At 64.6% G+C, this 22,383-nt stretch carries 21 protein-coding genes; 3 read left to right on the top strand and 18 right to left on the bottom strand.

Annotated elements, in window-relative coordinates:
- Positions 1 to 25: 25 nt before the first annotated feature.
- From Q0603_RS13370 to Q0603_RS13425, 12 genes are all read right to left on the bottom strand, one after another.
- Positions 26 to 1,657 (bottom strand): hypothetical protein, encoded by a 1,632-nt coding sequence (locus Q0603_RS13370; protein ID WP_298726459.1) that lies wholly within the window; start codon positions 1,655 to 1,657, stop codon positions 26 to 28.
- A 366-nt stretch (positions 1,658 to 2,023) separates the two neighbouring features.
- Positions 2,024 to 2,854 carry a MinD/ParA family protein gene (locus Q0603_RS13375; RefSeq protein ID WP_298726461.1) on the bottom strand — a complete coding sequence of 277 codons (831 nt, stop codon included), beginning with the start codon at positions 2,852 to 2,854 and terminating at the stop codon, positions 2,024 to 2,026.
- Positions 2,851 to 3,924, bottom strand: coding sequence for a hypothetical protein (locus Q0603_RS13380; RefSeq protein ID WP_298726463.1), 1,074 nt, complete (start codon positions 3,922 to 3,924; stop codon positions 2,851 to 2,853). Before Q0603_RS13380 ends, Q0603_RS13375 begins: the two co-directional genes overlap by 4 nt.
- A gap of 20 nt (positions 3,925 to 3,944) precedes the next feature.
- On the bottom strand, positions 3,945 to 6,074 hold the full coding sequence (flhA, locus tag Q0603_RS13385; RefSeq protein ID WP_298726465.1) for a flagellar biosynthesis protein FlhA: 2,130 nt from the start codon (positions 6,072 to 6,074) through the stop codon (positions 3,945 to 3,947).
- Positions 6,075 to 6,107: 33 nt separating this feature from the next.
- Entirely contained in the window at positions 6,108 to 7,481 is a 1,374-nt protein-coding gene (locus tag Q0603_RS13390; protein ID WP_298726467.1) for a sigma-54 dependent transcriptional regulator, read from the bottom strand.
- Positions 7,482 to 7,520: 39 nt separating this feature from the next.
- Positions 7,521 to 7,805, bottom strand: a complete 285-nt coding sequence (gene fliN, locus Q0603_RS13395; protein ID WP_298726628.1) for a flagellar motor switch protein FliN — start codon at positions 7,803 to 7,805, stop codon at positions 7,521 to 7,523.
- A gap of 98 nt (positions 7,806 to 7,903) precedes the next feature.
- Positions 7,904 to 8,557, bottom strand: a complete 654-nt coding sequence (locus Q0603_RS13400) for a FliH/SctL family protein (protein ID WP_298726469.1) — start codon at positions 8,555 to 8,557, stop codon at positions 7,904 to 7,906.
- A 22-nt stretch (positions 8,558 to 8,579) separates the two neighbouring features.
- Positions 8,580 to 9,596 carry a flagellar motor switch protein FliG gene (fliG, locus tag Q0603_RS13405; RefSeq protein WP_298726471.1) on the bottom strand — a complete coding sequence of 339 codons (1,017 nt, stop codon included), beginning with the start codon at positions 9,594 to 9,596 and terminating at the stop codon, positions 8,580 to 8,582.
- Positions 9,597 to 9,619: 23 nt separating this feature from the next.
- The gene (fliF, locus tag Q0603_RS13410) at positions 9,620 to 11,266 is read right to left on the bottom strand and encodes a flagellar basal-body MS-ring/collar protein FliF (protein WP_298726472.1); all 1,647 of its coding nucleotides are present in this window, start codon (positions 11,264 to 11,266) and stop codon (positions 9,620 to 9,622) included.
- A 176-nt stretch (positions 11,267 to 11,442) separates the two neighbouring features.
- Positions 11,443 to 11,769 carry a DUF1153 domain-containing protein gene (locus tag Q0603_RS13415; RefSeq protein WP_298726473.1) on the bottom strand — a complete coding sequence of 109 codons (327 nt, stop codon included), beginning with the start codon at positions 11,767 to 11,769 and terminating at the stop codon, positions 11,443 to 11,445.
- 99 nt (positions 11,770 to 11,868) lie between these two features.
- Positions 11,869 to 12,969, bottom strand: coding sequence for a FlgD immunoglobulin-like domain containing protein (locus tag Q0603_RS13420; protein WP_298726475.1), 1,101 nt, complete (start codon positions 12,967 to 12,969; stop codon positions 11,869 to 11,871).
- A gap of 20 nt (positions 12,970 to 12,989) precedes the next feature.
- Complete coding sequence (locus Q0603_RS13425; RefSeq protein ID WP_298726477.1) at positions 12,990 to 14,738, bottom strand: flagellar hook-length control protein FliK; 1,749 nt, start codon at positions 14,736 to 14,738, stop codon at positions 12,990 to 12,992.
- A 217-nt stretch (positions 14,739 to 14,955) separates the two neighbouring features.
- On the opposite strand from Q0603_RS13425, the gene Q0603_RS13430 reads away from it, so the two are divergent.
- A complete protein-coding gene (locus Q0603_RS13430) occupies positions 14,956 to 16,725 on the top strand; it encodes a tetratricopeptide repeat protein (RefSeq protein ID WP_298726479.1) in 1,770 nt (589 codons plus the stop codon).
- Positions 16,726 to 16,734: 9 nt separating this feature from the next.
- Here the strand turns inward: Q0603_RS13430 and Q0603_RS13435 are convergent, their stop codons facing one another.
- The 3 genes from Q0603_RS13435 to Q0603_RS13445 all read right to left on the bottom strand — a co-directional run bounded on the left by Q0603_RS13435 (position 16,735) and on the right by Q0603_RS13445 (position 18,360).
- The gene (locus tag Q0603_RS13435) at positions 16,735 to 17,124 is read right to left on the bottom strand and encodes a response regulator (RefSeq protein ID WP_298726481.1); all 390 of its coding nucleotides are present in this window, start codon (positions 17,122 to 17,124) and stop codon (positions 16,735 to 16,737) included.
- A gap of 143 nt (positions 17,125 to 17,267) precedes the next feature.
- The gene (locus Q0603_RS13440) at positions 17,268 to 18,050 is read right to left on the bottom strand and encodes a class III extradiol ring-cleavage dioxygenase (protein WP_298726483.1); all 783 of its coding nucleotides are present in this window, start codon (positions 18,048 to 18,050) and stop codon (positions 17,268 to 17,270) included.
- A gap of 67 nt (positions 18,051 to 18,117) precedes the next feature.
- On the bottom strand, positions 18,118 to 18,360 hold the full coding sequence (locus Q0603_RS13445) for an RSP_7527 family protein (protein ID WP_298726485.1): 243 nt from the start codon (positions 18,358 to 18,360) through the stop codon (positions 18,118 to 18,120).
- A gap of 110 nt (positions 18,361 to 18,470) precedes the next feature.
- Here Q0603_RS13445 and Q0603_RS13450 point away from each other — a divergent pair, with 110 nt between their 5' ends.
- A complete protein-coding gene (locus tag Q0603_RS13450) occupies positions 18,471 to 19,394 on the top strand; it encodes a LysR family transcriptional regulator (protein ID WP_298726487.1) in 924 nt (307 codons plus the stop codon).
- 54 nt (positions 19,395 to 19,448) lie between these two features.
- Here the strand turns inward: Q0603_RS13450 and Q0603_RS13455 are convergent, their stop codons facing one another.
- Genes Q0603_RS13455 through Q0603_RS13465 form a run of 3 tightly spaced genes read right to left on the bottom strand, consistent with a single transcriptional unit; the run spans position 19,449 to position 21,295 of the window.
- Positions 19,449 to 20,480, bottom strand: coding sequence for a low specificity L-threonine aldolase (locus Q0603_RS13455; protein ID WP_298726489.1), 1,032 nt, complete (start codon positions 20,478 to 20,480; stop codon positions 19,449 to 19,451).
- Between the two features lie 15 nt (positions 20,481 to 20,495).
- Positions 20,496 to 20,945 (bottom strand): M67 family metallopeptidase, encoded by a 450-nt coding sequence (locus tag Q0603_RS13460; protein ID WP_298726491.1) that lies wholly within the window; start codon positions 20,943 to 20,945, stop codon positions 20,496 to 20,498.
- A gap of 2 nt (positions 20,946 to 20,947) precedes the next feature.
- Positions 20,948 to 21,295, bottom strand: coding sequence for a hypothetical protein (locus Q0603_RS13465; RefSeq protein ID WP_298726493.1), 348 nt, complete (start codon positions 21,293 to 21,295; stop codon positions 20,948 to 20,950).
- Positions 21,296 to 21,306: 11 nt separating this feature from the next.
- Here Q0603_RS13465 and Q0603_RS13470 point away from each other — a divergent pair, with 11 nt between their 5' ends.
- A complete protein-coding gene (locus Q0603_RS13470) occupies positions 21,307 to 22,320 on the top strand; it encodes an RluA family pseudouridine synthase (RefSeq protein WP_298726495.1) in 1,014 nt (337 codons plus the stop codon).
- Positions 22,321 to 22,383 lie beyond the last annotated feature (63 nt).

Genomic DNA, 22,383 nt, shown 5'->3' on the forward strand with positions numbered 1-22,383 from the left:
TCTTGCGAAGATGTTGCCGGCCGGCCTATGCCTTTACCTCGGTGCTCGGCCCCGGCGCTTCCAGCTCCGGGCTGGGCCAGGCAAGCGGCGGCTCGCGGTCGCGGAACTGGATCGAGCCGGTCATGCCGGTGATCTGCAGCGCGTTCTCAAAAATCGCGCTTACATCGACGCGGAAGGCGGGGCCGAATTCGGTTTCGGACCGCAGGATCAGATCGAGCTGCTTGGCGCTGACGAAACCGTCAAACTGAATTGGCCCGGTGCTTTCCAGATTGAAATCGATGATGAAGCGGGTCTGCTGCTGTTTTTTGGCAGCGTCGCGGCGGCGGCGCATGAAGATCTGGATCGGTTCGACCCGTCCGCCAATCAGCATCGGCATCGTCAGCGCCTGCCATTGCTGATCGCCCTGGCGCTGATTGAGCCGTCCGAGTTCGGCAAAATCCTCATCCAGCTTGCGCAGCAGATCGCTGCGGCCGCTCTGCTCCAGCTTGCGGACGGCTTCGGCACCCAGCCAGGCTTTCGCATTGCCGATGGCAGCCGCCGCCATGAACTGCAGCGCGGTCGAAGCCAGCCGCGCATTCGGCTGCGGCAGCAGGTCGGACTGCAGACGCTGCGCCAGCGCGCCATCGGCGGCGCGCAGGGCATCGAAAGTCTGCTGCATTGCCGGCCAGGAGCCTTCCAGCCGCGTCAGCACGCCGCCTAACGGCGCCGAGCCGATGGGAGCCGGGGTTGCTGTGGCCGGCCGGGTGACTGAGGCGACTTCCAGCACGATCTGTGTTCCAGGCGGCAGGGCCTGCGGCAGGTTGAGCGCAAGAAGGCTTTGCGGCGTAAAGACCAGGACATGTCCCGCCTGCCCTTGTCCGGATACGACGCCCGTTATCAGTGAACCGACTGGCGAGAGGGTCGCCGCGGGAAGCGGATTTCCGGCTTGTGCAGCAAGCAAAGTGAAGGGTGCGGTTGGTGCCGTCGTAGCCGGCTGCGCGGCTGCAGGCATCGCAGGCGATGACGGCATCGATGCCTGAGAGGTCGGCGTCGCACCGCCCATTGCCGCCATCGTCGCGGACGGAAGCGGTGCGCCCTGAACCTGCGACGAATTGCCTGTGGTGCCCAGAGGCGCAGCGGATGCCGGCACTGCTGCCAAGCCGGCCGTATTCGGCAAGGTGGCGCTTTGCACCACCAGCTGAAGCTGACTGCCGGGCGGCAATGCAGCGGCGGCCTGTGCAGACAGAGCCAGCGCAGGCAAAGCCGCTCCTGTCGCTGCGGAAGAGGCCGAAGAGGCCACTGGCGGCGGCAGCACCATAGCCGTCAGCACCTGGCCTGGCTGCGGCAGGGCTGGCGGCGGCGAAGCAGCCGCAGCTGGCGGCGACTGGACCGCCGGCATGGCGAGTTGCGCGGCTGTCGGCGGCTGCGCGGTCGCAGCCAAGGCAGGCTGCAAGGCCACGCCATTTGCATGGGTCACCGTCGCCAGTTGCGGATTGCTCGGATTGAGCTGCAGCCTGACTGACGTGTTCAGCAGGACACCGATATTGGCCTGCTCCAGGGCAGCGGCAAGATTGTTGAGCGCCAAGGTGGTGCCGCTCGCGGCCCGCACCAGCAAGGCGGCGCCATCACGCGCCACGATCTGCGCCGAGAAAGACGCGCCATTCGCCAAGGCACGCAACGCTTCGGAGATTCGCGCGGCGCTGGATCCAAGGTTTGCGGCCGGCGCCGGTGCACTCTGAGAGGGCGCAGGCGCCGGGCCGGATGATGCCGGCTGGTCTTGTGGCGCCTGGCCTTGCGGTGTTGGCACTGAAGGCGCCTGGCCGGGCGTCGGCTGAGTTGATGCTGGCTGAGCCTGGGATGGCGGAGTCTGCGAAGGCTGCCCTTGAACCGGAGCCGTCGGGGTCTGCGGCTGTGGCGTCGCGGCCTGGCCGCCGGCACTGGTTGCAGGAACCGGTGGGGTTGGCGGAACCGAGCCGATCTCGCTCATCCCTTCCTCCTCCCCCGTTCAGCATCTTTCGTGGCGCAGTATCGCGCCACGACACCATCAAAGCGACGCGGCTTGCGGTGCGCGCATCAGATTGGCGGCAAGCGCCTCGACATCTTCGGCAGCTTCGCACATCGGATGCCGGGTCAGAAGCGGCATCTGATTGCGAATGGCATCGCGCACCTTGTCGTCGCGGCGGATGACGCCCGCCAGCGGCGGCGAGTATTTCAGGAAGTTTTCCGCCGCCTTGTTCAGCTTGGTATAGGTCCGCTCGCCCTCGCGGCTGGTTGGCGCGATATTAACCACGACCCGCACATCGGCGTTGCGGTCTGCCATGCGCGCCAGCTTGATATAGGCATAGGCATCGGTAAGCGCGGTCGGCTCGTCATTCGTCACCACCAAGGTGATGCCGGCAACCGCCGAGAAGGTCCGCACCACGCCATCGACGCCGGCGCCGAGGTCGATGATGACCCGGTCGTAGCTCTTGGCGAGCTGCATCAGCTCGTCGCGCAGATCGTTCAATGCCTGCTGATCCAGCGTCGCCAGCGAGGCCGATCCCGACTTGCCGGCGATGATATCGAAGCCAGCCTCGGACGGCATGACGGCATCCGCCAGGCTGAACCGTCCGGCGATCACGCTGCCCAGGTCGCGATCCGGCATCAGGCCCAGCTGGATATCGACATTGGCAAGGCCGATATCGCCATCGAACAGCAGCACGCGCTGGCCCTGCCGGGCGAAGCATTGCGCCAGCGTGACCGACAGCCATGTCTTGCCAACGCCACCCTTACCGGAAGCGATGGCAATGACGTTTGGCTGACGAAGCGCGGCCGCCGGGTGGCGGACCGGGCGATTGGAGGATGGTGGCGTCGGGGTCATGAGCGTCCCAGTCATTCGGCGGCTTTATGGGCTGCAGGTTTCACGGCAAAGATGTTCGATGGCGTTGTGTCGGCGGCGGCAAGCGCATCCGGATCGGCCAGCAGGCGATGCGCCAGGGCGAGCGCGTCCAGGCGCTCGAACCCCTTGCCGACGAAAGCGCTGGCGCCGGCATCGGCAAAGGCAAGGCCCGCCTGATCGGCGGCGGCGATCAGCGCGCCGAGGCGGCGGGCGGCATCGAGGCGCGTCGGGATGAAGCGGCGGGCACCCAGGGCGACGGCCTGCGCGGCCAGTTCACCCATTTCCATGGCGTCGCTGCCGGCGGCGAAGACCGCCAGCGGCTCGGCGCCGCTGGCCTGGATCAGGGCTTTCAGATTCCCGCGCTCGGATGCGGCATGCAGATTGATGCCCGCAGTATCGATCACCAGCTTGGCATCGGCGGGAGCCGCATCGATCGCCGCGGCCAGTTCGCGCGGACCTGACACATCCAGGAAAGGCGTGTTCATGACGCGGCAAAGCGTGGCCAGCTGCTCGCCGGCGGCGGCGCGGCTGTCGTCGCAGGAAATCACATAGACTGGCCGCCGCTCCATGACGCAGCGGGCGGCGATCTTGGCGCTGGCAATCGTCTTGCCGCTGCCCGGCGGGCCGATCAGGATCAGCGGGCGGTTGTCGCCGCTCAGGCCGGGGAAGCGATAGGTCTCGTCCAGCACCTCAGCCAGGGCGCCGATGGGATCGTCAAGCCCGACCTGCAGTGCCGCCTGTACCAGGCGCTCGGCGGTTCTGAACGGCACGCCATGCCAGGCCAGCGCGGCAGCCAGCGTCTCGGCGATATCCGCCGCCGGCTGCTGCTCACTGCCGAAATCCTCGTCCGGCACGAAGAGCCGGCCATTGCCCTGCCCGTAACGCAAGGCCTGCGCCTCGGGCGTGGCGAAATCATCCTCGGTATGCTGCTCGACTGCGGCAGTGATCTCGACGCCGCCGTTGCGGTGCGTGTAGGTCGAAACGATGATCGCCTCGTCACCCAAGGCCTGACGCACGAGGTTCATCGCCTCGCTCATCGTCGCCGCCTGGAAAGTTTTGAGCCGCATCGTCTCTTCGTCCTACGCCGTCAGATTTGCGCGACAGTGCGCAGCTTCGCCTTCGGATGGATTTCCTGCTGCGACATCACCACGGTGGCCGGCCGGAAGCGCTCGACGATCGAGCGGACATAGGGCCGGATGGCCGGGCTGGTCAGCAGCACGGGCACATGGCCTTCAGCCGCCATGCGCTCGAAGGTCTGGCGAACCTGCGTGATGAATTCCTGCAGACGCGAAGGCTGCATGCTGAGCTGGCGATCTTCGCCCTGGCCGACCAGCGCTTCGGCGAAATTCTGCTCCCATTGCGGCGACAGCGTTACCAGCGGGATGAAGCCGTCGGGGCTGGTATTGGCGTTGCAGATCTGGCGCGCCAGGCGCGTGCGCACATGCTCGGTGATCTGCGTGATGCTCTGGCTGTAGCCGGTCGCCTCGGCGATCGCCTCCAGGATGGTGGCGAAGTCGCGGATCGACACGCGCTCGGACAGCAGGTTCTGCAGGATGCGCTGGATGCCGTTCACCGTGATGCGGCTCGGCAGCACCTCGTTGACCAGCTTCTCGTTGGTCTTCTTCAGTTCCTCGATCAGCTTCTGCGTCTCGGCGAAGCTGAGCAGGTCCGGCATGTTGTCCTTGACCACCTCGGTCAGATGCGTGGTGATCACGGTGCCGGGATCGACCACGGTATAGCCGCGGAACATGGCTTCGTCGCGCATGCTCTCGTCAACCCACATGGCTGGCAGACCGAAAGTCGGCTCGATGGTCTCGATGCCCTGCAGCGCGATGCGCTCGCCGCGCGGATCCATCACCAGCAGCATGTTCGGCTTGACCTCGCCGCGCGCCGCCTCGACCTCCTTGACCCGGATGACATAGGTGGTACCGGGCAGCTGCATGTTATCCAGGATGCGCACGCTGGGCATGATGAAGCCCATGTCGATGGCGATCTGGCGGCGCAGCGCCTTGATCTGATCGGTCAGGCGATAGCCGCGCGCATCGTTGATCAGCGGCAGCAGGCTGAAGCCCAGTTCCAGACGCAGATCGTCGATGGCCAGCGCATTGGTGACCGGCTCATCCAGCGGATTGACCGGCGCCGGCGCCTCAGGCGGCGGCACGAAAGCCGCAGCCTGCGCCTTCTTCTCCTGCTGCCAGGCGAGATAGGCCAGGCCGCCGACCACGATTGCCAGGAAGACGAACGGCAGGAAGGGCATGCCCGGGATCAGCGCGAAGGCCAGCGACAGCACCGCCGACATGCCCAGGCCTTTCACCGAGGATAGCTGCGAGGACAGCGCCTTGTCGGTCGAGCCGGTGACGCCGCCCTTGGAGACCATGATACCGGCGGCAACCGAGATGATCAGCGCCGGAATCTGGGACACCAGACCGTCGCCGACCGTCAGGATCGAATAGGTATTCAGCGCCTGGGCAAAGCTGAGATCGTTCTGCGTGACGCCGATCAGAATACCGGCAATCAGATTGATGAAGGTGATCAGGATGCCGGCAACGGCGTCGCCGCGCACGAATTTCGAGGCACCGTCCATCGAACCGAAGAAGCTCGATTCATCTTCCAGTTCCTTGCGGCGGAGGCGCGCGGTGGCTTCGTCGATCAGTCCCGACGACAGATCGGCGTCAATGGCCATCTGCTTGCCGGGCATGGCATCCAGGGTAAAGCGCGCCGACACTTCGGCGATACGGCCCGAACCCTTGGTGATGACCACGAAGTTCACGATCACCAGGATCGCGAACACGATGATGCCGATCACCAGATTGCCGCCCATGACGAACTGGCCGAAAGCCTCGATCACATGGCCGGCGGCATCGGTGCCTTCATGGCCGCCGCCCAGGATCAGACGCGTCGATGCCAGGTTGAGCGCCAGCCGCAGCATCGTGGTGATCAGCAGCACCGTCGGAAACGAGCTGAATTCCAGCGGGCGCTGGATGAACAGGCAGGTCATCATCACCAGCACGGATGCGCTGATCGAAACCGCCAGCGCAATATCCAGCAGCCAGGTCGGCATCGGCAGGATGAGCACCGACAGGATGGCCATGACGCCAACGGCGAGCATGATGTCGCCATGGCTGCCCACCCTGCGCAGACGGTCGAACAAGCCGGGGCCACCGCCCCCGTTCGCGACCCCGTCCGTCGCCGCACCCACCGGTGCGTTCTCCGCCATAATTCTCTCCTTACCCCTGCGGAGCTAGGCCGTTCAGGCCGTCGCCCGCGCCCCCTCATTTGCCGCCGGAATGGCGACACCTTCGTCGGAATACTGCTTCAGCTTGTTGCGCAAGGTGCGGATCGAGATGCCGAGAATATTCGCGGCATGCGTCCGGTTGCCCAGGCAATGCTTGAGCGTGTCGATGATCAGATCGCGCTCGACATCCGCCACGGTGCGCCCCACCAGATTCGGCATCACCGGCACAGCCTCGCCGCCCGCCGCGGGCTGCGCGCTGGCCGGCTGGCTGATCGCATCGGCCAGCGCCGTGCCGTCCGGCAGCCGGATATCGGCCAGCTCGATCTGCGGCCCCATGGCAAGCAGCACCGCGCGATGCATGGTATTCTCCAGCTCGCGCACATTGCCGCGCCACGGCGCCTTGCGCAGCGCCTCGATGGTGCTCGGCGCCAGCGGGCGCTCCGGCACGCCATTGGCCTCTGCGTATTTCTTCACGAAATGATTGGCCAGCAATTCGATATCCGCCGGGCGGGTGCGCAGCGGCGGCAGCTTCAGATTGACGACGTTCAGGCGGAACAGAAGGTCTTCGCGGAAATTGCCCTTGGCAACTTCTTCGGCGAGATTGCGGTTCGAGGTGGCGATCACGCGGATATCGACCTTCACCGGCTTGGAGCCGCCGATGCGGTCGATCTCGCGTTCCTGGATGGCACGCAGCAGCTTGGCCTGCAGGCGGACATCCATCTCGCTGATTTCATCGAGCAGCAAGGTGCCGCCATTGGCTTCCTCGAACTTGCCGAGCCGGCGCGCCACGGCGCCGGTGAAGGCGCCCTTCTCGTGGCCGAACAATTCCGATTCCAGCAGCGTGTCGGGGATGGCGGCGCAGTTCACCGACACGAACGGCCGCTCGCTGCGCGGCGATTTCATGTGGATGAAGCGGGCCATCACTTCCTTACCGGTGCCGCTTTCGCCCGTGATCAGCACCGAGGCCGAGCTTGGTGCGATCTGCTCGGCCAGCTTGACGACCTGCGCCATCGCCGGGTCGCGGAAGATCATCTGATGGCTGTCTTCGGCCACCGCCTCAAGCACCGCCGCGATCAGATCGGCATCCGGGGGCAGCGGCAGATATTCCTTGGCGCCGGCACGGATCGCCGCCACCGCGGCCCGTGCGTCATTGCCGATGCCGCAGGCAACGACCGGCAGATTGATGCGCTCGGCCTTCAGGCTGTCCACCAGATGCTTCACATCGAGACTGACATCGATCATCGCGAGATCGGCGCCGCGGCCCGAGCGCAGCGCATTCATCGCCTGCGCGATATCCTCGACCTGCGACACTTTGGCGCCGCGCTGCAGCGCGATGCGCGTTGCCGCGCCGATCTGCCCGTTGAGCGTGCCGATGATGATCAGTCGCATAATCTACCCCAGACCCCTTTAGCCAAGCTCCGGCCGCGTTCAGCTGCTGCGGCCGCCCTTGATGATTTCCGTCATGGTCACGCCCAGACGGTCTTCCACCACCACGACCTCGCCGCGCGCCACCAAGCGGTTATTGACGTAGATGTCGATCGCCTCGCCGACCTTGCGGTCGAGCTCGACGACGGCACCGCGTCCCAGTTTCAGCAATTGGCTGACCTGCATATTGGCCTTGCCCAGAACCGCCGAGACATGGACGGGAATGTCGAACACCGCCTGCAGGTCCGCTGCCGTGCGGGCCGCATTCGGGTCCTCGTCATCCATCATGTCCGGGGTCTGGCCCAGGTCCTTCAGTTCAAGATCTTCGCCACCACCGTCTGCCATACTTCACTCCTTCGTCGCGGCGCCGCTCGCCGCGCCACGAATTATCCGTCGAGTTGCGCCAATTCCGCCTGCAATCCGGCGACGTAGCGCTCAACCGCCTGATCAACGTCCTGTTCCAACACCGCCTGCTTCCGCTCGGCCGAGCCATCGGCCCAGTCAATCCGGCAATCCGTCAGCGCCATCGTCTCGTCCGGCACCAGCACCAGCTTGCCGCCAAAGCCCGACTGCGCCATCAGCTGGTCGATGCGCTGATCGAGCAGCTGGATCACCGGCTCTGCCGCACGCACCACCAGACGCGGCTCGTCGCGCATATCGTCCATGCAGCGCAGCACCAGCGCCTCGATGCGATCGAGCGGCTGACGCTCAATCAGGCGGCCCGCGAGCTTGCGCGCGATCGCGGTCGCCACTTCCACCGCCTCGATACGGGCGGCGAGCTGCGAGCGCTCCTCGGCACCGGCCAGCTGCGACAGCTTCACCGCAATTCCCTGCAGCGCCTTTTCCAGCGCCTGCTGATGCTCGCCATAGGCGGCGGCGCGGCCGGCAGCCTCGCCTTCCGCATAGGCCGCGGCCTTGGCCGCCTCCAATTCCTCGGCAGAAAATTTCGGCGGCGGCGGCTTCGGGGCGTAACTCCGCTCCACCCGTGGCTTGCTGCCGTCGAAGGGCGTATCGAAAAGGAATTTCGCCTTGTTTGCCATAATCGTGCGCGGCTTCTCTGCCTCAGTAGATCAGTTCGTCTTCGCCCTTGTTGTCGGCCAGCATGATCTCGCCCTTGGCCGCCAGTTCCTTGGCTACGTTGACCATCATCATCTGCGCTTCGTCCACATCCTTTAGGCGGACCGGGCCCATCGCCTCCATTTCCTCGCGCAGCAGCTTGGACGCGCGCTCGGACATGTTGGAGAAGAACAGATCGCGCAGCGTCTCGGACGCACCCTTGAGCGCCAGGCCAAGCTTTTCCTTCTCGACATTCTTGAGCAGGGTCTGCACGCCCGAGGGATCGAGCTTGATCAGGTCCTCGAACGTGAACATCAACGCCTTGATACGCTCGGCGGCGTCGCGGCTGCGCTCTTCCAGAGCGGCCAGGAAGCGCGCCTCTGTATTGCGATCCAGGCTGTTGAAGATTTCCGCCATCATTTCGTGGGCATCGCGGCGGTTGGTGCGCGCCAGGTTCGACATGAATTCAGTGCGCAGGGTCTGCTCGACCTTGTCGAGCACTTCCTTCTGCACCGCCTCCATGCGCAGCATGCGCATGACCACTTCCATCGAGAATTCTTCCGGCAGCGCCGCCAGCACGCGGGCGGCATGCTCGGGCCGGATCTTCGACAGCACCACGGCCACCGTCTGCGGATATTCGTTCTTCAGATAGTTCGCCAGGACGTTTTCATTCACGTTGGCGAGCTTGTCCCACATGGTGCGTCCCGCCGGACCACGGATCTCTTCCATGATCTGGTTGACGCGCTCCGCCGGCAGGGCCTTCATCAGCAACCGCTCGGTGCTGTCGAAGGTACCGGTCAGCGAGCCGGTGGATGAGAAGTTGTTGACGAATTCCAGAAACAGCTTTTCGACAACCTCGGAATTCACAGCGCCGAGGTTGGCCATGTTCTGGGAGATTTCCTTGATCTCCTCGTCATCGAGCAAGGGCCAGATCTTGGCCGAATGCTCTTCGCCAAGGGCCAACATCAAGATGGCGGCCTTGTCGGGACCTTTAAGCTGGCGAAAGTCCTTGTCACCTGCCATGAGCCGTTCCTAACCCGCCCCCATCAAGCCGCTTGATAAAGCCAGTTGCGAATGATCGAGACCGCTTCCTCGGGGTGCTTGTCGACGATCTCGCCGATCTTCTTGAGCGACGACGCTTTCACCTGGCCTTCGATGCGGGCGATGTCGATCATCGATTCGATGCCCGGCGTGGGTGGCGCCATGCCAGCGTCGGGTGCAGCCGGCAGTTCGGCCACCGGCGCGCCGCCCACCACCATCGGCAGGCTCGGCATTGCCGGCGTCAGCATGCCCGGCGGCACTTCCTCGCCCTCATGCGAGGCTTCGAGGATGCGCCGGATCATCGGCCGCACGACCAGCAGCATGGCGAGCAGGCCCAGCAGCACATAGCCGGCGATCTCGCCGATGCGGAACAGATCCGCCTTGGTCAGGCCCATGAAAATCGGCAGGCTGTTCGGATCAACCTCTTCGGGAATGTCGCCCGGCTCGGCGAAGCGCATCGACACGACCTCGACATTGTCGCCGCGCTCCGGATTGTAGCCGATGGCATTGCGCACCAAGGCGGTGAGCTGCTGCAGCTCTTCCGGCGAGCGCGGCTGATAGGCGCGCTTGCCCTGGCCATCGACCAGCACGATGTGGTTGACCAGCACGGCGGCGGAGATGCGGCGCATCACGCCGGCTTCGCGCACCTGGGTGCGGACGGTCTTGGAGATTTCGTAATTGACCAGCTCTTCCGTGCGGTTCGCGCGCGAGGTCGCCTGGGCGCCGCCCTGGTTCTGCGCCTCGGGCAGGTTATTCGCCACGGTGACGTTCTGCTGGCCTTCCTGACTCTGATTCTCTTCGGTGATCGTCTGGGTCGAGCGCACCACCTGCTGATCGGGATCGAACAGCTCCTGATTCGTGGTGACGCGGTCGAAATCCATATCCACGGCCACTTCGGCGCGCACATTGCCGATGCCGACCGAACGCTCGAGCAGAGCTTCGATATTCTTGCGCAGGCGCTCTTCTGCCTGACGGCGCATCTCCTCCATGCGGGTTGCCGCCGCGGTCGCCGGATCGGGCTCTTCCTGCGTGCCGGCCAGCAGGTTGCCGCGATCGTCAACGACTGAAATGCGCGAAGGCTTCAGGTCGGGAACGGCGGAGGCGACGAGATTCTGAATCGCGCGCACCTGCGGCTGATCCAGCCGGCCACCCTTGGTCTTGATGATGATGGAGGCCGAGGGCTCGCGCTGATCGCGGCTGAATACCTCGCGCTTGGGCAGCACCAGATGCACGCGCGCGGACTGCACCTGATCGATGGCGCGAATCGTGCGCGCCAGTTCGCCTTCCAGCGCCCGCAGGTGATTGATGTTCTGCATGAAGTTGGTGGCCGACAAGGCATTCGTCTTGTCGAAGATCTCATACCCCATGCTGCCGCCGGACGGCAGGCCGGCTTCGGCGAGCTGCATGCGTACGCGCAGCATGCGGTCTTCCGGCACCAGAATCTGCGTGCCGTTGCTGCCGATCTGATAGGGAATGCGCTGAGCTTCCAGGCGGGTGACAATCTCGGCCGATTCCTGCAGATCGAGATTGCCATACAGCAGCACCATCTTGGGCTGCGTGACTTTTATCCCCAGAAAAACGAAAAAGCCGATCAGAACAGCCGCCGTCGCCGCCAACATGGCCAGGCGAGCGGGACCAATGTTCCGCAGCATATTCATAATTCCGTTCACGGCATCACCCCATGCACACGGCGCGCGTCTTGGCAGGCGCCTCCTGCCCTCGATGCCGAAAGTAGGAAGCTGGGATGAAAAAGAGGTTAACACCCCGGCAAATTTTGCCTACCGGAATGTTAACCCCGAACGGATTTCAGAAAAATCAGACGCTTAGGTCAGGCGCCCTCGGGAACCGCGTCAACCGGTCGCGGTGCGGCTGCGCGCAGCGTTCCGGGGCGGTAATCCTGCAGCCGGGTGGTGCGCAGGCCGGGCAGGCCGAACTGCTCGATGGCCCGCTGCCAGGAGAGGAATTCCTCCACCGTCAACGCATAGCGCTGGCAGGCGTCTTCCAGGGTCAGCAGCCCGCCGCGGACGGCTGCCACGACCTCTGCCTTGCGGCGGATGACCCAGCGCTTGGTATTCGGCGGCGGCAGGCTTTCAAGCGTAATACGCTGGCCTTCGGGGCCGACGACACTGGGTTGCGGGCTGTGCGAGGGCAGCATACGCGCTCGGGATGAGAAAGAATGAAGCTGTTCCATGCTAGTTTCCGCCTTTTAAAAAAGCCCTAAATGCGATGGTTAACGAAGCCTTTCCTCGGCCATTCAGTAGACCGCGATGACCCATGCGGGCGGCACGCCCAGGCCGCCGATCGAGAACATCGCCTGCATGTTCTCGAAGGCCACACTGTCGACCTTGCCGCGGCCCAGAACGTCCACGCCGACGGCCTGGTTGCTCGCCGACTTGGCTTCGATCTGGATCTTGTAGATCTCGCCTTCCTTGGCCGTGGTGCCGTCGCTCTTGACGCCATCCCAGGCAAAGTCGTGGCGGCCCTTGCTGGCGTCGCCGGTCGTCTCATGGACCAGGTTGTTGTTGGCGTCGTAGACCTTGATGGTCACCGTTTCGGCACCCGAGGCGACGCCATAGCTCCAGCGTGCATTGCCGTTCTGATAGACGGTGCTGGAGCCGTAGAACTCGACATCCTTGCCGATGTAGTTGACGTAGGAGCCGTTATCCTGCGGCGGCACCGGCGAGGTGGTCACGTTGCGCATCGACAGCACGTCGCCGACTGCCATGCGCTTGCCGCCCACCACGAGGTAATCGACGCCATCGACGCGCTCGACGCCATCGACGATGGCGCGCGTCTTGACCTTGACGTCCATCGTGTCGCCCTTGGAATCCTTGGCGACGACTTCAAGCGTGTATTCGCCGGCCGGCTTGCGGTCGCTGCCACCGTTGACGGTGCCGTCCCAGGTAAAGACGTGCTCGCCCTTGCCCTTCTCGATTTCCGCGGTGTGAACGACCCTGCCGTACTTGTCGACGACGCGGATCTGACCGCCGGCAGCATCGGCCGGCAGGTCGTAATACCAGACCGCAGCAGTCGAGTCGCCGAGCATGGCCCGGTTGGAATCGACGTCGACCTGCTTGCCGATGTAGTTGACCAGATTCGAGCTCTGCTGCGATTCGAACAGCGCAATCAGCTTCTCCAGGTTTTTGTTCTGGTTGATCTGCTGTTCGACCTGGCTGAACTGCACCAGCTGCGTGGTGAACTCCTTGGAGTCCATCGGATTGGTGGGATCCTGGTTCTTGAGCTGCGTGGTCAGCAGCGTCAGGAACATGTCGAAGTTCTTTGCCAGCGAAACGCCGGCATTTTCAGCGGCGCTGTTCGTCGTGGTGGTCGAGGTACTGCCGACGGAAGTGACCATGGCTATTCTCCCGGAAACCGTCAGATGCGGATATCGAGCCCGCCGCGCGCGGCAGCGGCGCGTTGGGCATTGGCGGCGGCAAGCTGCGCCGGATCGACGCGAAGGCTGCCGTCTGCGTATTCATCCTGGCCGGCGTCACCGCCATGTCCGGCCATCTGGCCGTCGCGGCTGCCGCGCTCGCCCGCCTGGTTCTGATCGCGCAAAGTGAAGCTCAGCGAGTTGGAATCGGCCTTCAGGCCGGCATCGCGCAGGGCCTGCTCAAGCTGGGCCGCATCCTTCTGCAGCATGGCGAGCGTGTCGGGCTTGTCGGCGGCAACCACCGCCATCAGGCGGCCGTCATGGCCAACTTCCATCTTCACCTCGACCTTACCGAGATTGCCGGGATCGAGCCGGATCGAGATCTTGTCATGACCATCGGCCACGCCGCGCTTGATCTGCACCGCGACCTGCTCGCCAGCCGGAATATGCTGGCTGAGTTGACGCGCAGCGACCTGCATGGCGGTGGCATGCTGCGCTGCCTGCGGCGCCGACGTCCCCGGATTGGCCAGCGGCGAAGCGGCCTGCTGGCTCAGATGCGCCGGGCTCTGGGTGGCAGCCTGGCTCTGCGGCAGCACGGCATCGCTGTTGGCCTGCAGCGCGGCGGCAAATTTGCCATCGGCCTGCGGCTGCGGTGCAAGCTGGGTCTGCAGCGACGACGGCTCCTCCGCCATCTCATCGCCCTGCATGGCCAGCAAGGCCGACTGATCCACCAGGGTCTTCGACGAAGCCGCAGCGGTGACGGTCTGCACCTGCAGGCTGCCGGTCTTGCCATCCCCGGCTATGGCCTGCGGCTTGGCGGCATTCTCTGCCACCGGCTGGCCAGATTTCTGCTGCTGCGTCAGCAGGGTCTGCTGGATCGCGGCGAAATCCTCAGCTGAAACGGCATCCTGCTCGACCAGCAAAGCGGCGGCGCTGGTCGATGTCGCCGGCGCGGCGGCGGCCTTTGGCATCTCGACCATCGCCTGCGGCTCGACCGGCGCCATCTCGGCGAGCGGAATGAGCGCGGGCTCAGCCGCCTCGGCCGGCGCCGCCGGCATGGGCGAAACCGGAGTCTGGGCGACCGCTGCCGCGGCCTTCTCAGCCATGGCCGGCAGAGTCGCCGGCAGGGCTGCCCCCTCTTCAACACTCACCGAAGCCGCGGCGGCATCGCCGTCCACAACCGGCATTTCCGGCGCTTCGCCTTGCAGCAGGGCCAGGATCACGGACGCATCCGGCGCGGTTTCGACCACGGTCGCCGGCTGGGCGGGCTGCGCCACGGCGTCGCTCTTTGGCAAGGTGTCCGCTGGCTGCGCGACAGCATCCTCGTTAACAGCAGTGTCCGTTTCCGAAGTCGCCGCAGTGTCTTCGCCAGCGGCCTTGTCAGCTTTGGGGGCGGCCTCGCGCGGCTTCGCCGCCCAATCGGCGGGCTGGGCCGAGGGCCGACGGGTTGCAGCCTGACGATCTGACGATTCGCGACTGGCAGGCGCAGATGCCGAGGCGTCGCGATAATTGGTGTTGGAGGCGGCATTGCGCGCCGGCTCGGCGGCCGGGCGGGTATCCTGGCGCCGGGCAGCCTCGGGCACACTGCGCTCGGCGCTCTGCGACACCGCCTTGGTGTTGGCGCCGAAAAAGGCGGATTTCAGCACCCGGGCGAATTGCTCGGCGCGGCTGCCAACCGGCTCGGGCAGAATTGGGCTGCTGGCCGGGGCGGCGGAAGAAGCGGGAGCGGAATTGGTCGAACCGACTTGCATGGCAATCCTCTGTCTCGCCCCAGAGGAAGCAAGCTGCGGGCCAACTCGCTTTGCACAAGAGAAGTTATTATTTCCAACGACTTACGGAACCACACCGCCAATGAGGCAGGGTTCACTCCCTGCCGGGCGGCAGTTTCTGCCGGGCGGCCGGAAGACCCGTGCCGGCTTATATCCGCCGGTCGCTTTCCCCGCCCTGACCGGGTATCGTCCCGGCCCCATGACGACGAATCCACTGCCCCCCGACGCCTTCCAGACCGCCCTGCAGCACCAGCAGGCAGGCCGCCTGCAGGAAGCGGCGGCCATCTATCAGGCCCTGCTGCAACGCGAGCCGAACCATCCGGGACTGCTGAACCAGATCGCCCTGCTGCACCATCAGGCTGGCCAGCCGGTCGAGGGTCTGAAATATCTGCGCCGCGCCGTCCAGCTCGCGCCGGAGCATGCGCCCTTCCATACCAACGCCGCCTCGCTGCTGCTGGCCGCCGGTCAGCCGGCGGAAGCTGCCATGGCCGCCCGCAAGGCGCTCGCGCTCAAGCCCGACACTCCGGAGGCTGCCAATAATCTGGGACTGGCCGAAGCGATGCTGGGCCATGCCGCCGAGGCAGAGAAGGCCTTCCGGCAGGCGCTGGGCTTGCGGCCCGGCTTCGTCGATGCGCGCTTCAACCTTGCCAATCTGCTGCGCGAGCAGAACAAGTTGACGGCCGCCATCGCCGAGTACCGCACCATCCTGCAGGCTGCGCCGCAATTCGCCGCAGCACAGGTCAATCTCGGCGTCTGCCTCGACATGGCGGGGGATCTCGATGGCGCAGCGCAAGCCTATCGCGCCGCGCTGGATGCCGAACCCGGCCTGCCGCCTGCCCATCGCAACCTGGCGCTGCTCAATCTTGCCCAGGTGCTGCAAAAGCAGAACCGCTTCCAGGATGCGGCAGCAGCCTTCCGCGCCGTGCTCAAGCAGGATGACAAGCTGTTCGCGGCACAGATGGGACTTGGGCAATGCGCCCGCGAACTCGGCGACACCGAGGAGGCCTTGGCCGCGTTCCAGCGTGCCGTGCAACTGGCGCCTGACAATGAAGAAGCCCGCGCCGCCCTATCAGGGCTGCTGAGCAGACTGATTCCGGGATGGCATCTACCGATGCTGGCCGATACCGCGCGCAACGAGGCTTTCGCGGCCGCGCTGCAGAAAGCCGTCCGGCCCAACATGACGGTTCTGGATATCGGCACCGGCTCCGGCCTTTTGGCCCTGCTGGCCGCGCGCGCGGGTGCAGAGAAGGTCATCGCCTGCGAGGCCCATCCGCTGATCGCAGCAACGGCGAAGGAAATCGTCGCCAAGAACGGCTACGAGAAGACGATCACGGTGATCGCGAAACGCTCGACCGAGCTCGATCCGGTGCAGGACATGCCGCAGCAGGCCGATCTGATGGTGGCGGAGATTCTGGATGCCGGTCTGATCGGCGAGGGCATGCTGCCGACCACACGCGATGCCTTGCGGCGTCTCGTTAAACCCGGCGCGCCTGTGATACCGGCCGCCGCGCAAGTCATCGCGCAGATCGTCTCATTGCCGCATCTGCGTGCGGTAAATCCCGTGCGCGAGATCTGCGGATTCGATCTTTCTGCTTTCGACAAATTCCGCAACCAGTCGACGCACGGCAATGTGCGGCTGGATCACGAGCCTTATCAGGCGCTGAGCGAAGCCCTGCCGGTGCTGCGCATCGATTTCGCGCAGCCGCCAGATTGGGTGCAGCCGCAGCGCATGACCTGGACCGCGCCGATTGCGACGGAGGGTCAGGCTCAGGCCGTGGTTTTCTGGTTTGACTTATGGCTCGACGACGAGATCATGCTGTCCACCGGGCCCGGCGGCGCGATGCGCCATTGGGGCCAGGCCGCTTGCTGGCTGCCGGCGGATCAAAACGTCAGGGCTGGCGACAAGCTGACCTTCGTCGTGATCCTGGCTGACAATTATTTCGACTTCAGGCTGGCGCAGGCCAGGTAGCGCGGCCGATTACATATCGGGCTCGGCCTGCTTCGGATGCAGCGCATCGCCGATCGCCTCGATCAGGGTTTCTTGCGTGAAAGGTTTTTGCAGAACCCGGCAGGCCCCCAGTACCTCGGCAACTGGCAGCATCTTCAGCGGATTGTCATAGACGCCGCCGCCCGACATGGCGATCACCGGCGTCTGCGTAAATGTCCGCAGCTGGCTGATCAGTTCCAGGCCATCGCCGTCCGGCATGTAGATGTCCGTGAGGATCACGTCGCTGAGCTGCTGGCGCAGCATCGCCAGAGCGACTTGCCCATTGGGCGCCTCGCGCACGTCGTATCCAGCATCCTGAAGCTGCAGGCTGAGAGCCCGGCGCACATTGACGTCATCGTCAACCAGCAGAATCTCGGTCATCCCCGCCCACTCCGCGTGTCATTGCTCTGGCCAAACGGCACTTGCCCTGAGGCGGGCACCCCACATTGGCAGCATCGTAGCATGCTGCGGCGGGACATGGCGGTGATCCTTATGCGACTAAGAGATGATCGAACGCAGCGCGATCAGGCAAACAGATAGCTGTCCATCGCCAGGCTGCCCATGGTGAAGCTGGCATGCAGGCGTTCGGCGGGTTTTTCGGGCGTGGCCGCCCCTAAGGCGACGAAGATCGGCAGAAGATGCTCGTCCGTCGGATGCGCCGCGACCGCATGCGGTGCCTGCCGGCGGTAGTCGATCAGCGCCGCATCGTCGCGGCTGGTGAGACGGTCATGCATCCAGTCGGCAAATTCCTGGGCCCAGGGCATCACGCCACTTTGCCCCCTCCAGTCGAGCAGGCGCAGGTTATGGGTTAGCGACCCGGAAGCGAAGATCAGCACCCCCTCGTCCCGCAGCGGCGCCAAGGCACGCCCAAGCGCGACATGATGGGCCGGCCCGAGCTGCGACTGCAGCGACAGCTGCAGCACCGGAATGCCGGCGTCCGGGTAGATCAATGTCAGCGGCGACCAGGCGCCGTGATCGAGGCCGCGTTCGGGATCGAGCGTGGATCTGAAACCGGCCTGATCCAGCAATGTCTTGATGCGCGCGGCCAGATCCGGCGCGCCCGCAGCCGGGTAACGCATCTGATAGAGCGCCGGCGGAAAGCCGTAGAAATCGTGAATGGTTTCAGGCCTGGCGGTGGCGCTGATTTCCGGTTCCGCCGTCTCCCAATGCGCCGACACGGCCAAAATCGCCTTCGGCCGCGACCAGTGACTGGCTGCCTGCCGCAGAAATTGATGGGCGGCGTGCTGCGGCTCAAGCGTCAGCATCGGCGAACCGTGGCTGACGAACACGGTCGGCAGCTTTGTCATGGCAACCCTCTGGGAGGAAGCGGATTTACCGCTTCACCTATGACAGCGCTGCCGACCCTGCAAGACGTTACTTGGCGGTCACCAGCTTGCCGCGCAGCACCGGCTGCCCGGAGACCGGCTGCCGGGAGGGGTTGCCGCGCAGAAGCGCAGCGATCCAGCCGCCCAGGCTGCCAATCGCCTGGCTCATGGCGGCGGCCCGCAGCTGAGCGGCGCGGTCGCGGTAGAAGTCGTACTCGGCCGGGCTGATATGCCGGGCGGGCGCCATCGTCGTGGCTTGGGTCGTAGTCTGGGTCGTAGTCTGGGTGCTCATGCTTGCCTTCCTCTCCAGGGTGGCTGAGAGGGAAGATAGACGCGAGACATTTATTCATTAATCACCTATTATTTCACGGATTGATGAATTCATTTCATGAATGAGGCCCCATGAGCCGTCTGAACGAAATGGAGGCCCTGGTCGAAGTGGTGGAGACGGGCAGCTTCACCGAAGCCGCCAAGCGCCTGCGCCTGTCGCCGTCCGCGATCAGCAAGCTGATCAGCCGCCTGGAAGACCGGCTCGGCACCCGCCTGTTGCAACGCACCACCCGCAAGATCGCGCTGACCGCCGAAGGCCGCGCCTATGCCGAGCAGGTTCGCGGCATCCTGGCCGAGATCGATGCGATCGAAACCAGCGTGGGCGGCGCCACGGCGGAGCCGCGCGGCCTGCTGCGCGTCAACGTCGCCCATGGTTTCGGAATGAGCCAGATCGTGCCGGCGATTCCGGATTTCATCGCCCGCTATCCGCAGGTCGATGTCAGGCTGACTTTCACCGACCACTTTGTCGATCTGCTGGCTGAAGGCGACGACATTGCCATCCGGCTGGGCGAATCGCGGGATGAATATCTGATCGCCCGCAAGCTTGCGGATTACACACGCATGATCTGTGGCGCGCCGGCTTATTTCGAACGCTATGGCATCCCCAAGACACCAGCCGATCTTGCAAATCATCGCGCCGTTCTCAGCAGCAACGTGGATCTCTTAAACACATGGCCGATGCGCTGGCCGGATGGCCGCAGGGAGCGCATCACCATGAAGGGCCATGTCATCTCCAATAGCGGCGACGCACTCTACCGCCTGGCTCTTGATGGCATGGGCCTGGGCTATACCGCGGATTTCCTCGTCTATGACGACATCGCCGCGGGTCGGCTGGTCGAAGTGCTGAGCGATTACCTCGACCGCCAGGTCTGGCCGATCTATGCGGTCTATCCGGCGCGCAAGCATCTGGCCGCGAAGGTGCGTGCCTTCGTCGACTTTCTGGTCGAGCGTTTCTCGCCTCATCCGCCCTGGGCGCAGTATCACGCCCAGTCCTGATGCCCCACCAGTCCTGATGCCCCAGTCGTGATATCTCAGTCTTAAGCGTCTGTTTTATCCGGCTGCTTCTTCCGCAGCCTTGAGCAATTGTGCGACGTCCTCCGGTCGCTTGTCGAAAGCACAGACAAAGCGGTACAGCGACCGCGCCGGATCCCAGACATGGAACAGCGCGCCACGCTGCTTCAGCTTCGCGACCATTGCCTCTGGCAGCACGGCAAAGACTTCATTGGCCTGCACCGGGAACGGCACGGAGATGCCCGGAATACGCTGCAATCCCTCAGCCAGTTCGCGGGCGCGGGCATTGGCCTCGCGCGCCAGCCTCAGCCACAGGCCGTCCTGCACCATCGCCAAAAGCTGTGCCGACAGGAAGCGCGCCTTCGAAAAAAGATGACCGGCACGCTTGCGCCGGAACAGAAAGCCTTCCGCCAGTTCAGGCTTGAAGAAGATCACCGCCTCCGCCGCCATGGCGCCGTTCTTGGTGGCGCCGAAGCCGAGCACGTCGACGCCGGCGCGCCAGGTCAGATCGGCCGGATGGCAATTCATGCCCGCCACCGCATTGGCGAAACGCGCTCCATCCATATAGAGATGCAAACCTTCCGCGCGGCCGATGGCAGCGATATCGGCAATCTCATCCGCGCTATAGACCGTGCCGTATTCGGTCGCCTGCGTGATACTGATTGCCTTGGGCTGCGGGTGATGCTGCACGCCGCTCCAGCCGGCCGTCGCCGCCGCTTTTAGGGCGCGCAGATCGATCTTGCCGGCCTCGCCGGGCAAGGTCACGAGCTTGGCGCCGCCGGTGAAGAATTCCGGCGCATTGCATTCGTCCACCACGATGTGGCTGTCCTGGTGGCAATAGATTGCGCCATGGCCGGGAGACAGCGATGACAGCGCCAGCGAATTGGCCGCCGTGCCGGTGGCAACGGGAAAGACGCGGCATTCGGTATCGAAGAGCGACGAAAAGACGGTATCGAGTTCGCGGCTCCAATCGTCGTCGCCGTAAGACGAAGCGCTGCCGTGATTGGCTTTAGCCAGGGCGGCCATGATCTCCGGCGCTGCGCCGGAGGTGTTGTCGCTGCGAAAATCCATGAAAAGCTTTCCTTGTTAGTTCTGCGGCAGTATTTCCACCGGCATTTCCTCAAAGCCGCGCTGCGCGCCATCGGACAATGGCCGCGGCTTGAATGCGCGCAAGCTGGCGACGCGCCCGGCCTCCACCGCCGAAATGACCCAGATCAGCCCGGGATCATGCACCATCTCGGCATCCTTCGCGGAGGGTTCGGGGCGGCCATTCGGATGACTGTGCCAATGCCCGACCAGGCGTTCGACGGCATTCGCCTCGCGCAGTCGCCGCAGCACGGCCACATGCGTGCTGGGGTCGAGTTCGAATTCGCAATCGGGCGAAGCAGCGACATTTTCAGCCGGCACGATCTCGACGATCTCGATCAGGCCATCGCCATGCTCGCGCCCGATCAGCAGGGCGCAGGCCTCGCGCGGAAACGCTGCCTCGGCCAGGGCATGCAGTTGCGCAACCTGTGCCGGCAGCAGCGACAGCATCGCTAACGCTCCACCTGAATGGTGACACTGCCGAGCAAACGGAGGCTTTCGCCATCCAGGGCATAAAGCCGCTCGGTGCCATCCGCCAGACGCACCCGCAGAACGATCCGGCTATTGGTCGCCAAGACCTCGGCCACGCGGCTGTTGCGAGGCAGAGTGATGCCGAAATCCTGCACGGCTTCCGCAGTGCTGGACGGCGCGGCTGCAGGCGCGCTGCGTTTGTAGCCGCCGGTCATGATCAGCACGATCAGCAGCACGGCCAGCCCGACGAAGATGACGCCGAGACCGATGACGACGGCCTTCAGCCACCGTATCCTCGGATCTGCCGCTTCCGCATCCTTGCTGGTCATGCCTTCATCCAATGACTGACGCCAAAACGATCCAGATTCTGCCGCCGGTCCCGGAAGAAGCGGCGGGCGAACGGCTCGACCGGCATCTGGCGGCATTGTTGAGCGGCAATGAAGAGCCGATCTCGCGGTCGCGCCTGAAGGCGCTGATCCAGGAAGGCCATGTCAGGCTCGCTCAAGGCGGCGCGACGATAACCGACCCGTCCCGCAAGATCAAACCGGGTGAGGTCTATGAAGTCGGCCAGCCAGCGCCGGCCGCCGCCGAGCCGGAGGCGCAGGCAATCCCGCTGACCATCGTCTATGAAGACGACCAGCTGATCGTCATCGACAAGCCGCCTGGCCTGGTGGTGCATCCAGCCCCCGGCAATCCCGACCGCACCTTGGTCAACGCCTTGCTGCATCATTGCGGCGACAGCCTGTCGGGCATCGGCGGCGTGAAACGGCCCGGCATCGTGCACCGCATCGACAAGGATACCTCCGGCCTTGTGGTCGCCGCCAAGACCGACCGCGCGCATCAGGCCCTGGCCGGCCTGTTCGCAAGTCATGACATCGAGCGCAGCTACGATGCCCTGGTCTGGGGCCACCCCAATCCGCCGCATGGCACCATCGAAGGGCCCATCGGCCGCGATCCGCGCGACCGCAAGAGAATGGCCATCGTCAGCAAGGGCGGGAAGCCGGCAGTGACGCATTACACCACGCGCAAGCTGATCTACGACCGGAAAGGCCGGCCCGTCTGCGCGCTGGTGCGCTGCGATCTCGAAACCGGCCGGACGCATCAGATCCGCGTGCATATGACCAGCCGCGGCCATGCGCTGATCGGCGACCAGACCTATGGCGGACGGCGCTCCTTGCAGCGCTTTACGCTTTCGGATGCAGCCCATGCGGCCCTGCGCGATTTTTCGCGCCAGGCCCTGCACGCGGCCACTTTGGGTTTCCGTCATCCGGCGAGCGGCGAGATGCTGCGATTCGAAAGCCCCCTGCCAAAGGATTTCGCCGCCTTGCTGGCCGCTCTCACCGAGACCCCTTAGACGGCAGGCTTCCAGGCGCCGGAACAGGTCATACCTCTATCTCATTGATATAATTAATTTTTT

Origin of the sequence: uncultured Ferrovibrio sp., assembly GCF_937960835.1 — a bacterium.
Taxonomy (GTDB): Bacteria; Pseudomonadota; Alphaproteobacteria; order Ferrovibrionales; family Ferrovibrionaceae; genus Ferrovibrio.